At 41.4% G+C, this 13649-nt stretch carries 11 protein-coding genes; 4 read left to right on the top strand and 7 right to left on the bottom strand.

Annotation, left to right across the window (positions count from 1 at the left end; all coding sequences use genetic code 11):
• Positions 1–124: 124 nt before the first annotated feature.
• Positions 125–451 carry a hypothetical protein gene (locus AUR67_RS07465; protein WP_058584791.1) on the top strand — a complete coding sequence of 109 codons (327 nt, stop codon included), beginning with the start codon at positions 125–127 and terminating at the stop codon, positions 449–451.
• Positions 452–525: 74 nt separating this feature from the next.
• On the opposite strand, the gene AUR67_RS07460 is transcribed toward AUR67_RS07465, so the two are convergent.
• From AUR67_RS07460 to apbC, 3 genes are all read right to left on the bottom strand, one after another.
• On the bottom strand, positions 526–3477 hold the full coding sequence (locus AUR67_RS07460; RefSeq protein ID WP_058584790.1) for a TonB-dependent receptor: 2952 nt from the start codon (positions 3475–3477) through the stop codon (positions 526–528).
• A gap of 78 nt (positions 3478–3555) precedes the next feature.
• Complete coding sequence (locus AUR67_RS07455; RefSeq protein ID WP_058584828.1) at positions 3556–6207, bottom strand: glycoside hydrolase family 16 protein; 2652 nt, start codon at positions 6205–6207, stop codon at positions 3556–3558.
• Between the two features lie 318 nt (positions 6208–6525).
• Complete coding sequence (apbC, locus tag AUR67_RS07450) at positions 6526–7605, bottom strand: iron-sulfur cluster carrier protein ApbC (protein WP_058584789.1); 1080 nt, start codon at positions 7603–7605, stop codon at positions 6526–6528.
• Positions 7606–7783: 178 nt separating this feature from the next.
• Between apbC and metG the strand changes: the two genes are divergently transcribed.
• Positions 7784–9808, top strand: coding sequence for a methionine--tRNA ligase (metG, locus tag AUR67_RS07445; RefSeq protein ID WP_055021133.1), 2025 nt, complete (start codon positions 7784–7786; stop codon positions 9806–9808).
• A gap of 93 nt (positions 9809–9901) precedes the next feature.
• Here the strand turns inward: metG and AUR67_RS07440 are convergent, their stop codons facing one another.
• Both AUR67_RS07440 and lepB read right to left on the bottom strand, forming a co-directional pair.
• Positions 9902–10717: a hypothetical protein gene (locus AUR67_RS07440; RefSeq protein WP_058584788.1), complete on the bottom strand. Its 816-nt coding sequence runs from the start codon at positions 10715–10717 to the stop codon at positions 9902–9904.
• 82 nt (positions 10718–10799) lie between these two features.
• On the bottom strand, positions 10800–11459 hold the full coding sequence (lepB, locus tag AUR67_RS07435; RefSeq protein WP_058584787.1) for a signal peptidase I: 660 nt from the start codon (positions 11457–11459) through the stop codon (positions 10800–10802).
• Between the two features lie 186 nt (positions 11460–11645).
• Between lepB and AUR67_RS07430 the strand changes: the two genes are divergently transcribed.
• Together AUR67_RS07430 and AUR67_RS07425 are read left to right on the top strand one after the other, a co-directional pair.
• Positions 11646–12104, top strand: a complete 459-nt coding sequence (locus AUR67_RS07430; RefSeq protein ID WP_058584786.1) for a hypothetical protein — start codon at positions 11646–11648, stop codon at positions 12102–12104.
• The gene (locus AUR67_RS07425; RefSeq protein WP_054552938.1) at positions 12105–12311 is read left to right on the top strand and encodes a helix-turn-helix transcriptional regulator; all 207 of its coding nucleotides are present in this window, start codon (positions 12105–12107) and stop codon (positions 12309–12311) included.
• Positions 12312–12366: 55 nt separating this feature from the next.
• Here the strand turns inward: AUR67_RS07425 and AUR67_RS07420 are convergent, their stop codons facing one another.
• Together AUR67_RS07420 and AUR67_RS07415 are read right to left on the bottom strand one after the other, a co-directional pair.
• Positions 12367–12627, bottom strand: a complete 261-nt coding sequence (locus AUR67_RS07420; RefSeq protein ID WP_054561248.1) for a DUF2999 family protein — start codon at positions 12625–12627, stop codon at positions 12367–12369.
• A gap of 53 nt (positions 12628–12680) precedes the next feature.
• Complete coding sequence (locus AUR67_RS07415) at positions 12681–13643, bottom strand: zinc-binding dehydrogenase (protein WP_058584785.1); 963 nt, start codon at positions 13641–13643, stop codon at positions 12681–12683.
• Positions 13644–13649 lie beyond the last annotated feature (6 nt).

Genomic DNA, 13649 nt, shown 5'->3' with positions numbered 1-13649 from the left:
CGAATTATTCTCAACAAAATAAGATAAGCCATCTCAGGTAATAAGATCAGTGTTTTCTGATATATCAAAAGTACTGGGTTTTGTTTTAATTACGCGATAACAAGGAGAATGAGGATAAGTTGTTATGGATTACGTTATTTTATCCGTAATAACATTGCCAGCATGCGTTGTAGCAATTTTAATAGCCAAACACTATGCTAAAAAGCACGATTTATGGCATGGCTTTCTCGTTTTTGTCGGTTCACTTCTATTAACTAGCTGGTCGGTAGTGGGCTTAGTCGCTAACGAAACTTTCTTTTTCCCGCTACCTTCATTACTCACTATTGCCTTTTACTTCTACTGTTTTGGTGAAACCGATATTGTGTTCATGCCTAATTTATTAATTAATCCTGGTATTGCTATTTTTTGCTATTTTTTTAGCTACTTACTTTATCGCAAGAAGCCTCTTTAAAAACGTCTTAATTATCAGATTTAAAATAAAAAAAGCCGCTCATTGAGCGGCTTTTGTTCCATCGGGATCACATATTAAAAGCTATAACGGGCACCAATTGTGTAACGAGGTCCGTATTGACGAGCAAATAAGAACTGCTCTTCGTAACGACCGTAGCCACGCTCAGTTTCGTTATTAAGGTTTATACCTTCAAAGAAAACAGTCATGTTTTCGTTGATGTCGTAGTTAACACTTAAGTCCCATTGACCGTAGGTATCGCCAAACTGTGGCGGAGCATCAGATGAACCTTGCGCTTGACCAACACCAATTAAGTAAGAGTCACGCCATGCGTAAGTCACTTTCACAGATAAACCATCTTTATCGTAAAAAGCTTGGAAGTTAGCTGAGTCACTTAAGCCTGATAAAGGAGCTTGTTGAGTCAAACTTGCTACATCAAATTCAACATCACCATCAACAAACGTAGCATTAACCCCTAAACCAAAGCCGCTTTCACCAAATAAGTGTTGAACAGCAAGTTCAAAGCCATCAACTGATTTACTATCAGTATTTTGTGGCTGAGAAATATTCCATACCATCAGTGGATCTGAACTCGTTGGCTCAATGGCACCATCTGCATTACCATAACCTAATGCCAGCATTTCATTGAATACTGCGTCACTCGTAGCCTGCTCGCCACGTGCTTCTACAGATGCAACAGCTTCAAGGTAACGAGGACCATTTAAGATATCGTATAAACCATCAATCGTTGTTTCAGTGATTTGCGTTTGAATAAAGTTATCTACGTCTTTTTTGAAGTAACCAACCGACGCGTAGCTACCTTCACCGTAGTAGTACTCAAGTGATAAATCGAGGTTAGTTGATTCAAATGGCAACAGATTAGTATTGCCTTGGCTACCTGTACGCGAACCTGGTTTCGGGCTACCCGTCAAGCTTCGGCCACCAGCCAAATTACCCAGCGGCGCACGTGCCATGGTTTTACCCCATGAAACACGACCAACTAGCTCGTCTGTAATTTCAACTTTTACGTCGATATTTGGTAACCAGATATCATAATTACCTTCTTCTTGGTAAAAGTTATCTGTACCGCCAGTTTCATACTGCATGATCCACTCAGATGCACTCACCCAGTTAACTTGACTTTCAACACGTTGACGAACCGTACTGGTCACATCAGTTTCTTCATAACGAAGACCTGCGTTGATTTGAACAAAGTAATCAGATAATTCAAATTCCCATAAGCTATTCACATAGAAGCTTTGTGTCTTCTCTTCTACGTAGCTTTCACTGTCGATACCATCAAAGAATGGGTCAATTGAATATTGATTGTCGCCTAATAAATCTTCGTTTAAATAAGCAAGCTGACGAGCTAATGCTTCTTCAAAGCTGTAGGTGTAATAATAATTTGGCTCAAGGGCACTACCACCACCGGCAAACTGATCTAGCATGTCGCCAGTATCATTATAAGTGAACATGCCATCAGGGAAGATTTCGGTGAATGATGGATTAAAACCAGGGCCGCCACGTAAGCCACTCCAAGCAGTAAAACCACCCATGGTTTGCTTAGTATTGGCAGCACCGAATTTCACTTTAACAAGTGGAATTTCAAAGCTTTCATTGAACCAAGTTGCATGAAGCTGAGCTTGCTCAACATTAGACTCACCCGGAGAGTAAATAAACTGACTGAAGTTCGAATCTATTTCACTTGGATCAAGTACAGTAGTGCCATTGTTCCAATTAACATAGGCATGCGGAACTTCACCAGTGCGATAATCATATACTTTGCTCTGTAACTGATCTGAGCCAAGAATGATTTGACCATCAGAACCTAAGCCATCATCTGCGCCGTTATCTGTTTCGTTTTTCGAATCATGATAATCTAACTCAACTTCCCACTGGTCATTGATTTGCCATTCTAGGTTTAAACCAATTGAACGTGCTTTAACTTCTGTAGTGGCACGGCTTGCTGTAAATGAACCATCATTACCACTTATATCGGCATAAAGCGCTGTACCATTTTCATCAAGCTCATAACTATTGATGTTACTGCCAAACTCATTCCAAATACCCCAACCTGCAGTTTCAACACCGGTGATTGCACGACTTGCTGTGTAATCAACCGTTGCAGTAAAGCTTTCAATTGGCGAGTACTGCAAAGTTACTTGGCCATTAGTACGCTCACGTTCAACATCAGCAATACTGTAGTTCATGTCTTTCGGGAAGAAATGATTACCGACACGATTGCCTTCGCTATCTACTTCACGTGGGTCAATGTAGTCACCTTCATCAAGGGTTGGTAAGTCAACATTGGCCTGCCAACCTTGAATATTGGCACTTTGCTGTTGAAAATCACGTTCTTGATGAGAGAATGATGCCGCAAAACCAAATGTATCATCAGCATAGGTATTGCTGTACATCGCTGAAAACTCTGGCGTTACATCATCACCTTTTTCATTTGACGAGTCATGAATAGCTTTAATAGACGAGCTAAACTTTTCGCCTGGGCTATTTAGTGGGCGAGTTGTAATAATATTTACAGTAGCACCTAGACCACCACTTGGTACATCAGCTTGACCTGATTTTGCAACTTCAAGTGCACTTACACCATCAGCGGCAATATTCTCAAGGGCGTATGAACGCGTATAACCCGTGCCTGGCATTTGACGGCCATTCAGCATTACTAGGTTAAACTCAGGGCCAAAACCACGTACCGTAATTTCGCTACCTTCGCCGTTTGAACGGCTCACTGATACACCGGTAATACGCTGTAATGATTCAGCTAAGTTAGTATCTGGGAATTTACCCATCTCTTCTGCTGAAATCGCATCAACAACACCAGTTGCATCACGTTTCATATCCATGGCGCGGATCATACTGCCACGAATACCTTTAATTTCGATAACTTCAATATCGTTATCAGCTTTCTCTTGCTCATCCTGTGCATAAGCAGACATAGTGCCTAGCCCTGCGGTTAAAATCATCGCAACTGACGCTGCAAGAGGTGTTTTAATAAATTTTGTGCTTTTCATGATATACCTGCTTTTGCAATATGTTGTCATGGATACTGGGTGCTGTAATCAGCACCCATCACTTGTTGCCAATGTTAATTACGGGTTTGCAATAACTGCATTATCAATACGGTAAACCGCACCTTCACCCATCCCCCATGACGGGAACACCATAACAACGTCGATTGCACTAATATCAAGACCTGCACTTAGTAAGTCAGCAAGTGTATAAGTATACGTTTGCCACTCACCAACCACAGGCTCGACACCTTCTTGGCTTGCACTTAACGCAAGCTCCACAGCTTGACCTGCATCGTTTGATTCAATTTTGAATAACCACTGAGCATCTTGGTTGCTGGCGTTTGAAACAATCTTCATTTCAAAACGAACCACACCTTCAGATAATAAGTGCGATGCATCAAAACTCACGCCATCATCAGCTAAAAAGCCCATTACCGTAGCGGTAGAACCAATTTGAAATTCTGCCACAGAGCCATGAGTTTCATCGTCAGTTTCGACTGTTGGCGTGCTGCCAGCACAACAATCCCAAATGCTCCACTGATCAGCCACGTTTTCGGCAAACAGCGTCAGCTCTGATGCTGCCGATTCTTGCTCTGGTGCATAAATGCGAGCATTGTCGACACGGTAAACTGCACCTTCACCTTGACCCCATGCAGGGAAAATCATGATTACATCAATAGCACTTACATCTAAACCTGCATTTAATAAAGTACTGATTGGGAATGTGTATGTTTGCCATTCACCAGCAACAGGGTCAACACCTTCTGAGCTTGTGTTAAGGTTAACTTCTACTGCTGTTGCACCTTCATTAGACTCAACTTTTAATAGCCAAGGCGCATCTGGTGTTGATGATAAAGAAGTGATCTTCATCTCAAACTGCAGCATGCCGTCATCAACCAATGCTGATGCATCAAATTGAGAACCACTACCACCAGATGAAGTACGGTTAATAAAGCCCATTACCGTAGGAGTTGCACCAATAGAGAACTCTGCAGTAACACCATGTTCTTCGTCGTCGACTACTTCAACAGGTGTTGAACCACCACAACAATCCCATAGCGGCCAATCTAGATTAGTTTCATCAGTGAATAAAGTTAATGAAGGTAATGTTGTTGTGCCGCCATTGGTAATTTCAACATTATCAACACGGTAAACAGCACCCTCACCTTGACCCCATGCAGGGAAAATCATGATTACATCAATTAGCGATACATTTAAACCTGCGTCAGCTAATGTTTGCAGTGGGAAGGTATAAGTTTGCCATTCACCAGCAACTGGGCTAACACCTTCAGTGCTATCACTTAGGTTAAGCTCAACGGCTGTCGCGCCTTCGTCACTTTCGATTTTAAATAACCAAGGTGCATCTGGTGTGGCAGGCAGCGAAGTCACTTGCATATCAAACGTTACATAGCCGTCTTCTAGCATTGCACTAGCATCATAAGGAGAGGCTTCACCATTTTCATCGGTAATAAAGGCATCACGGCTAATAAAGCCATTTACTGTAGGCTCTGCACCCACACTAAATTCAACTACATTACCACGGTCTGCATCTTCAACTAACCCTGGCGTTGTGCCACCACAACAGTCCCATGCAGGCCAGTTAGGGTTAAAGCTGCTATCAAAGATAGTAAGTGGTGTGACTGTGCCATCACTTGGTGGTGTTGGAGCTGGTGCTGCACCTTGCACAAGTGCATCTTCTAAATTGTCATAACCTGGGCGAACTGTTTCACAACCTTTACCTGTGTCAGGGTCTTGCGCACATTCATAAACACGAACATAGTCAACTTCAAATGCCTGACCATTTTCGAATGCACTAGCATCAATACCGGTTGCATTAACGTTTTCCGGCCAATCACCGCCAACTGCGAAGTTAAGAATTAAATAAAACTCTTGGTCATAAGGAGATTCATCCCAAAACGTTTTTAACTCACCAGTTGTTTGGTCAAAGTACTCTGTATACCAACCTTTATGTTTTAGGGCCAGTGCTTCACCGTCAGCATTGTAAAGTAACTCTGATTTACGCTGTGTCGCGTATAGGTAGTCATCAACGTACCAGCGAATCTCACCCTCTTGCCACTCGATAGCATAAGTGTGAAAGTCATCAGCAGGGTTTGACCCTTGGTCAAATGCATAAGCCTTACCACTGCTATCATTATTTGGCCACTCTTTACCATAGTGAAGCGTGCCGTAAATATTTGACTCGACACCATCTTCGGTTGGAACTTTTAAGTTAACCGACTCAACAATGTCAATTTCACCAGAGCGAGGCCAGCCACCGTAAACTTCATCGGTTGGCATCATCCAGAACGCAGGCCAAGAACCTTGCCCACTCGGTAGCTTTGCACGTACTTCAAAACGACCATATTTAAAATCAGCTTTATAGCGAGTATTGATACGTGCAGACGTATAAGGTTTTGCTGCACCCTCTTCTGCAGGTAATGCAACAATATTTAGAATACCGTCTGCAACAAAAGCGTTTTCTTCACTGTCGGTATAACATTGTTTTTCGTTATTACCGCCACCCGCACAGTCTATTTCGAAATTCCATTTGTTGTCATCAATGGCATCGCCGTCAAAGTTATCTTCCCAAACCATCACCCAATCTGAAACTGGTTCAGTTGGATCAACAGTATCTATTTTTGTATCTGTGGCAGAGCCACCGCAGCCAGCTAAAGTCGCTACAGAAAGCGCCATTGCTAGTTGTGTTAAGTGTGTTTTGAATTTGTTCATTGCATTGAACCCTAACATTATGTGTTTGTTAGTACTCAACTGATATATATAGAGTATAGTTTTAATCAGTCAATTGTAAGCGCTTACATTAGAGGTCAAATAAAAAGCCCTTTCAATGTAAGCGCTTTCATTAGAGTATGACACGGTTACTAAAACGTCAATAAAATATTAACATTTACTGCGAAATTGTTTTTAGTCTAAGTGATTCACAAGGCAAGTCATGAACAAAAAAAGTGAGGAAGTACCCTTACAGCAAGACAAATCACTAATAACAACTTTATTAATTAAAAAGTCTCGCTGTAAAAATATTTGCTGCGATCAGTCTTCGGTAATGATGATTTCGACTGAACTTGACTGCGATTGCTGATAATACAAGCTACTAGCAAGCACACGTGCTGCAGTTTTGTATGTTTCGCTTATTTGAGCCGCGTTGTCTTTGGCTATTAAATTGCCCTGCTCTGAGCTTTCGCGAATTTCAATAGCCAGCGGAATATTAGCAAGCACCGGTACACCATGACGATGAGCTAACGTCACAGCACCATCTTTACCAAACACATGATTGGGCTCACCACAATGCCCACACAAGAAATAACTCATGTTTTCAATTAAACCAAGCACAGGGACGTTCACTTTATTGAACATAGCAATACCCTTTTGCGCATCTGCTAAGGCCAAATCTTGAGGCGTGGTAATGATCACCGCACCACTGGCTGGCACTTTTTGGCTCATGGTTAATTGAATGTCACCGGTGCCTGGAGGCATATCAACAATTAGGTAATCAAGCTCTCCCCAAGCGGTTTCGTTCATTAATTGATTAAGTGCACCTGATGCCATTGGCCCGCGCCAAACAGTTGCATCATCGCTAGGTACTAAAAAGCCGATCGATTGCGCTTTGAGGTTATGCGCTTCAAAAGGAAGTAAGTTTTTATCATCGGCTGTTTTCGGCTCAGCCCCTTGCAAACCTAAAAGCAATGGAATAGACGGACCATAAATATCGGCATCGAGAATACCAACTTTGGCACCCTCTTGCTCTAAAGCTGAGGCAAGATTCACCGCGGTGGTTGACTTTCCAACGCCGCCCTTACCTGACGCAACGAGCACAATATGTTTAATTTGCTTAAAACTATATGTACTAGGTAATTTAACTTTAGCGCTAATTGACACAGGCACTGATAGTTTATCAGCGACAAATTTTTCAATCTCGTTGATTTCGCCACAGCCAGCGAAAGGTAGGCTAAGTTTTACCTGCCAGCTTTTATCGCTGTTTTGATTAAGCTCTTCGAGCCAGTCTTGCTCAATGCCAATGGCAAATGCGCTACTACGGTAGGCGGCTAAGGCAGCAATGATAGGTGCTTTTTCAGCCGATTTACTTGAGAATAGTTTTGACAGTCCAAACATAGCAATAAATTAGCGTTTCTTTGATGAAAAGTGCTGCGGAATTATGTAACATTCAAGGCATTAAAACCAGACAATTAGATAATATCATTGCTTTAGGTTGTATATAAGCAACCCACAATGAATTAAATAATGATATTCGAGCATATTTGCATCGAACTAATCTCAATTCGGAATGATTATGGCACAGCGAAAGATCCTGATTACTAGCGCATTACCTTATGCCAATGGCCCGACTCACTTAGGTCATTTACTAGAATATATCCAAACTGATATTTGGGCGCGTTTCCAAAAACAACAAGGTCATGAAACCTACTACGTTTGCGCGGATGATGCTCACGGCACACCAATTATGCTTAATGCGCAAAAGCAAGGGATCACGCCAGAAGAGATGGTTAAAAACGTCAGTGTTGAACGTCAACGTGACTTTGCTGATTTCAATATTGAGTTTGATAACTATCACAGCACGCACAGTGAAGAAAACCGCCATTTCAGCGAGCTAATCTATAACCGTTTAAATGAAGCGGGTCACATTAAAAAGCACACTATTTCTCAACTTTTCGACCCAGAGAAAGGTATCTTCTTACCAGATCGCTTTGTAACAGGTACTTGCCCAACGTGTAAGTCTGAAGATCAAAACGGTGACAGCTGTGATTCTTGTGGTGCAACTTACAGCCCAACTGAGCTTATCAACCCACGCTCTGTAATGTCGGGTGCTGAGCCAATCTTAAAAGATTCTGAGCATTACTTCTTCGACCTACCTGCTTTTGAAGACATGCTTAAAGAGTGGTTACACTCAGGTACGATTCAACAAGAAATGGCGAACAAGCTTGATGAATGGTTTGCAGATGGCCTACAGCAGTGGGATATCAGCCGTGACGCACCTTACTTTGGTTTTGAAATCCCAGGTGCACCGGGTAAATACTTCTACGTTTGGTTAGACGCACCTATTGGCTACATGGCGAGCTTTAAAAACCTGTGTGATAAAAAAGGGATTGATTTTGATGCATTCTGGAGCGAAGACTCAGATGCAGAGCTTTACCACTTCATTGGTAAAGACATCATATATTTCCACAGTCTATTCTGGCCGGCAATGTTAGATGGTGCAAAATTCAGAAAGCCAACAAACGTATTTGCCCATGGTTTTGTGACTGTGAATGGCGCTAAGATGTCTAAATCAAAAGGTACCTTTGTTAAGGCGCGTACTTACCTTGATAACCTAGATCCTGAATATCTTCGTTATTACTACGCGGCAAAATTAAACAACGGTATCACTGACCTTGATTTAAACCTTGAAGACTTTGCACTACGTGTTAACTCTGACTTAGTAGGTAAAGTAGTTAATATCGCAAGCCGTTGTGCAAGTTTCATCACCAAGAAGTTTGACGGTAAGCTTAGCGACACCGTAATGGACGAAGCACTATTAGGTGAGTTCCAAGCAGCTTCTGCAAGCATCGCAAATCACTATGAAAACCGTGATTACAGCCGTGCAATTCGTGAAATCATGGCACTTGCTGATAAGGCAAACCAATTTATCGACGCTAAAGCGCCTTGGGTATTGATTAAAGACGAAACAAAACAACAAGAAACACACGATGTTTGTTCACTTGGCTTAAATATGTTCCGTGTACTTATCACTTACTTAAAACCTGTTCTTCCAGGTATGGCTGCAAACGTTGAAGCTTTCTTAAACGACGATTTAACATGGCAAGGCGCGCAAACTGCGCTTGTTGGTCACGCAATTAATAAGTTCAAACCGCTAATGCAGCGTGTTGAAATGGATAAAGTAAATAAAATGATTGAAGAATCAAAAGAAAGCCTAGTTGCTGAAAAAGACAAGATTGATCCAAACAGCCCACTAGCAAAAGAGCCAATCAGCCCAGAAATCGAATTTGATGATTTTGCGAAAGTTGATTTACGTGTAGCAAAAATTGCTAAAGCAGAACACGTTGAAGGCGCAGATAAGTTATTAAAACTAACTTTAGATTTAGGTGGCGAAACGCGCCAAGTATTCGCAGGCATTAAATCTGCGTATGCACCAGAAGACATTGAAGGCAAGCTAACGGTAATGGTAGCGAACCTTAAGCCTCGTAAGATGCGTTTCGGTATGTCTGAAGGCATGGTATTAGCTGCAGGTCCTGGCGGTAAAGAAATTTATATTCTTAATCCAGATGAAGGCTCAGAGCCTGGCATGCGTGTAATGTAATTACAAAATTGCTAGTTAATATAAAAAACCGTTGTGTTCCAGACACAACGGTTTTTTTGTATTTAATGAATGCTTTAGATTAATGTCGTTAGCTTAAGAGCTGGGGCATGCAGGATATTCAGTCAGTACTTGAGTAATTATTTGCCCAAACTGCTGGTGTTGTTGTTCGGTAATCGCAAAAGCAGCATTGTAAGCTAGGGTATCTGCAAGCTCACCTGTTATAACTTCATAAAAAGTCATCGCGGTCAGTAAGTGCCCTGCATCTGAAGCATGATTTCCATCTGCACTGTAAAAATTAAGCTCCGGTAATGCGGCGATTGCTTTGTCCCAAACTAAGCCGATTGGTGCAACACAGCTTGCCTCTTTTTCGCTTATCGACAAATGCAATTGATAGACAAGCTCCCCTTCTTTGCTATCACCCCTTTGCGGATGCTCAGGAAACAAAATAGGTGTAATTTCCAGCTCTTTTGCACTGGCAATTAATCGCTCAGCCTCACTTGTTGAATAATTCACAGAGCCAGACTGAGAATACTTTTGACCTTGAAAAATAGCATGGCTCCAATTGGCTTGCTGTAGCTTTTCAACATTGCCTGATGCGTTAACGATCTCATCTAAAAAGCGACCACTGACGGTAAGAGTTGAAACTTGAGCGTTGGTTAACTCACTGGAAATAAGCTGTTCAAGCAAATCCCCTAATCTAGCGCTATGGCTATTGCCATAAATAATAATATGATAGTCAGCACTGCCACTGTTATCGACAAGCTCAACACCTGTATCCGGTGTTGAGCTGTTAGTGTCATCAACTTTTGTAGATTCGTTTTTTGAGCTCGAACCACATGCAACCAGACTGATCGAAAAGACGAGTAAAAAATAACATCGAATTAATCTCGCAAACTTATCATTTATCATACTTTACCTTTTGGCTTATTATTTTTATGTCGTTAATATTGAAACATAAAACTCTAAATTGCCAATTTTTGTACGATTTTTTCTAGGGTGCTAAGTACAAATCATGTAAAACTCGCTCTTTTCGAGGTAAGTAATAATCATCATAATCAAGTGACACTATGACTCTTTTAGCTTTGCCTAATAACTCACTGCGAGGCACTAAACCAATCACTCGTGAGTCTGCACTATTATCACGGTTATCGCCCATCGCTAGATACATATCTTTGGGAATAACGACAGGGGCAAAATGCTGCATCACCGAGGGCGTTTTTGATACCTGAATAGCGTGCTGAACACCGGCAAGATTTTCAATGAGTGTTTGCTGCTCTTGCTCATCATCAGTTAATGCGTAATCAAGCGCTTTACCGTTAACGATCAATTTATTATCGACTAAAGTCACTGTATCGCCCGGCACGCCAATAACACGCTTTATTAAGCGATTATTTGCAGCCTTAGAGTCAAATACAATGATATCACCGGCTTTTGGCTCATCTGTGCGCATTAGCGAAATATGACTAAATGGCACACGCAGATCATAAGCCATTTTATCCGTTAAAATACGGTCCCCTTCCACAATAGTCGGGTTCATTGAACCTGTTGGCACTTCATACCAATCAGCCACCGCACTTCTAAAAACACTCATCAAGCAGATAAATAAAATCAATGAGCGATTATTTTTCCATACCTTCAAAAGCCAGTTCATATTCGTTCCTTATTTGTTGTTTGTTTTAATAGGAGTCTGTGCAGTAGGAATTAGTTCTTAACTAAATGTAACGAAATACGTCAATGATAAAAATACCATACATGATGTTAAAAATATTTGACACAACAACCAATGAGTAGTTTACTTAACACCAAGTCAAATATTTTTTACATAGGGTGGAAGAAAATGAGCTACAAAGAAATGACAATTTGGGGCACTTTGGTGGTAACCATAGGCCTTTTAAGCTATTACCTGTTAGGCATTAGTTCGCTACAAGCTGCGGGTGATCTTAGCCAAGATACTATGGTGTCTTATTTGTATAAGGTTGTCGTGGTTGCGGTGATCTTAGAGATCATTATGCAATCTGTGCTTGCTGGTATTAAACATAAAGAAGCAGACTTAGGGGATGATGAGCGTGATAAGCTCATTGAGCTAAAAAGCACCAAACTTGGTCACTGGTTCTGCTCTGCAACTATCTTAATATGTGTATTTTTAGCGACGCAAATTGAGCGCGTATCTGAACGCATGCTGTTACCTGAGGTCTCTGATCTATACAATATTATGCACTTTCTTATTATTGGTTTTTTAGCCAGTGAAATTATTACTATTGCCAGCAAAGCATATTTATATCGAAGAGACAGCTAGATGACAAAACAGCTCAGTAATACTATTCGGGAACTTCGATTTCATCACAATGAAATGACTCAGCAAGCATTGGCAGAGGCTGTTGGGGTTTCAAGACAAACCATAGTAGCGATTGAAAAAGGTAAGTATTCTCCGTCGCTCGAAGTGGCTTTTAAGATTGCTCAACTGTTTGATAAGAAACTAGACGACGTGTTTTCGTATCAGTAATAAACAAAAAGGTTAGCCAAATAGCTAACCTTTATTAAATTCGTATTATTTAATTTTATGACTGCTGATTTTTGAACTGCGCTTTGGCTTGCTCAACTTCATCATCACTGATACCCACTGATTCAGCCGCTTCTTTAATAAGGTGTGGCTGCGTCATCACTAATGCCATCAATTGTTGAAGCTTTTCTGGTGGGATACCTAACTGTTGGACCAGACCCATTGCCATCATTGGGTTTTCCATAAACGCTTGAAACAGCTCACGCACTTTCTCGTCACTTACATTGTGCTCTTTGAGCATTGCAATAATAGGGTTCATATTAACCTTTACTTTTAACTACTAATAAAACCAATAATATGGGCAAATTGATGTTATTCAACTAACATCACCACTTTTCCCGAGTTTTCGTTGTTATCTAATATACGGTGAGCCTCATTCGCTTCTTGCCAATTTAAGGTTTTATAGATATTGCAATCGAACAGCCCGTTGGCCAAGTCATCATAAAAGCGCGAAATAAACTGCTCTTTTAAATCACGTTTAAATTCAATTGAACGATTACGCAAAGTTGATGCGTGAAATGATATGCGCTTACTAAGCAGCCTTGCAAAGTCAACCTCAGCAAAGCGAGCATCTAAAAAGGCTAACATCACAATTTGGCAATCCATTGCTGCAACGGCAGCATTTTTATTTAAATAGCTTCCTGAGACAGGATCAACAATGGTATTAGCCTGTAAATTATTGGCTTTGAAGTACTCTACAAAATCAGTGGTTTTATAATTAATGGTGTGGTCCGCACCAAGCTGTTTGGCATGCTCACACTTTTCATCACTACCTGCAGTGATCACCACTTGAGCGCCTGCGCGTTTTGCCATTTGAATTGCCGCCCCTCCGACACCACTAGCTCCCGCATGGATCAGTGCCGTTTGCCCCGCTTTGAGCTGACCAAATTGAAATAAGGCAGAGAAAGCCGTTAAGTATACTTCACTGATAGCAGCGCCTTGGGCCATTGTCATTTCATCTGGTAACAGCATTACTTGCGCAGCATCAACGGCAACATACTCACTGTAAGCACCGCCCGCACACAAGGCAAAAACGCGTTTATTAAGCCAATCTCCCGATACTGCACTACCTTGCTCAACAATGGTACCGGCGCATTCTAACCCTAGAATTTCACTGTCACCTTTTGGGGCTGGGTATTTACCTTGTCGCTGTAAACAATCTGCCCGATTAACGCCGATTGCTGCAACAGCAATAAGAACTTCGTTATCTTTTAGGGCAGGTTTATCTGTTTGCGCAAAATGTAACTGTGAGTCTTCGTGCTTAATATAACGCATATCACC

Origin of the sequence: Pseudoalteromonas sp. XI10 (genome assembly GCF_001469895.1) — a bacterium.
GTDB lineage: Bacteria > Pseudomonadota > Gammaproteobacteria > Enterobacterales > Alteromonadaceae > Pseudoalteromonas.
The sequence above is the reverse complement of the archived record's forward strand: the minus strand, read 5'-3'. Positions and strand labels throughout refer to the sequence as shown.

Excerpts from the sequence above, each read along its gene's own strand:
- AUR67_RS07455 (WP_058584828.1), bottom strand. The coding sequence starts at position 6,207 with ATGAACAAATTCAAAACACACTTAACACAACTAGCAATGGCGCTTTCT.
- AUR67_RS07465 (WP_058584791.1), top strand. The coding sequence starts at position 125 with ATGGATTACGTTATTTTATCCGTAATAACATTGCCAGCATGCGTTGTA.
- AUR67_RS07420 (WP_054561248.1), bottom strand. The coding sequence starts at position 12,627 with ATGAACCCTATTATTGCAATGCTCAAAGAGCACAATGTAAGTGACGAG.
- AUR67_RS07430 (WP_058584786.1), top strand. The coding sequence starts at position 11,646 with ATGAGCTACAAAGAAATGACAATTTGGGGCACTTTGGTGGTAACCATA.
- lepB (WP_058584787.1), bottom strand. The coding sequence starts at position 11,459 with ATGAACTGGCTTTTGAAGGTATGGAAAAATAATCGCTCATTGATTTTA.
- AUR67_RS07440 (WP_058584788.1), bottom strand. The coding sequence starts at position 10,717 with ATGATAAATGATAAGTTTGCGAGATTAATTCGATGTTATTTTTTACTC.
- apbC (WP_058584789.1), bottom strand. The coding sequence starts at position 7,605 with ATGTTTGGACTGTCAAAACTATTCTCAAGTAAATCGGCTGAAAAAGCA.
- AUR67_RS07460 (WP_058584790.1), bottom strand. The coding sequence starts at position 3,477 with ATGAAAAGCACAAAATTTATTAAAACACCTCTTGCAGCGTCAGTTGCG.
- AUR67_RS07425 (WP_054552938.1), top strand. The coding sequence starts at position 12,105 with ATGACAAAACAGCTCAGTAATACTATTCGGGAACTTCGATTTCATCAC.
- metG (WP_055021133.1), top strand. The coding sequence starts at position 7,784 with ATGGCACAGCGAAAGATCCTGATTACTAGCGCATTACCTTATGCCAAT.
- AUR67_RS07415 (WP_058584785.1), bottom strand. The coding sequence starts at position 13,643 with ATGCGTTATATTAAGCACGAAGACTCACAGTTACATTTTGCGCAAACA.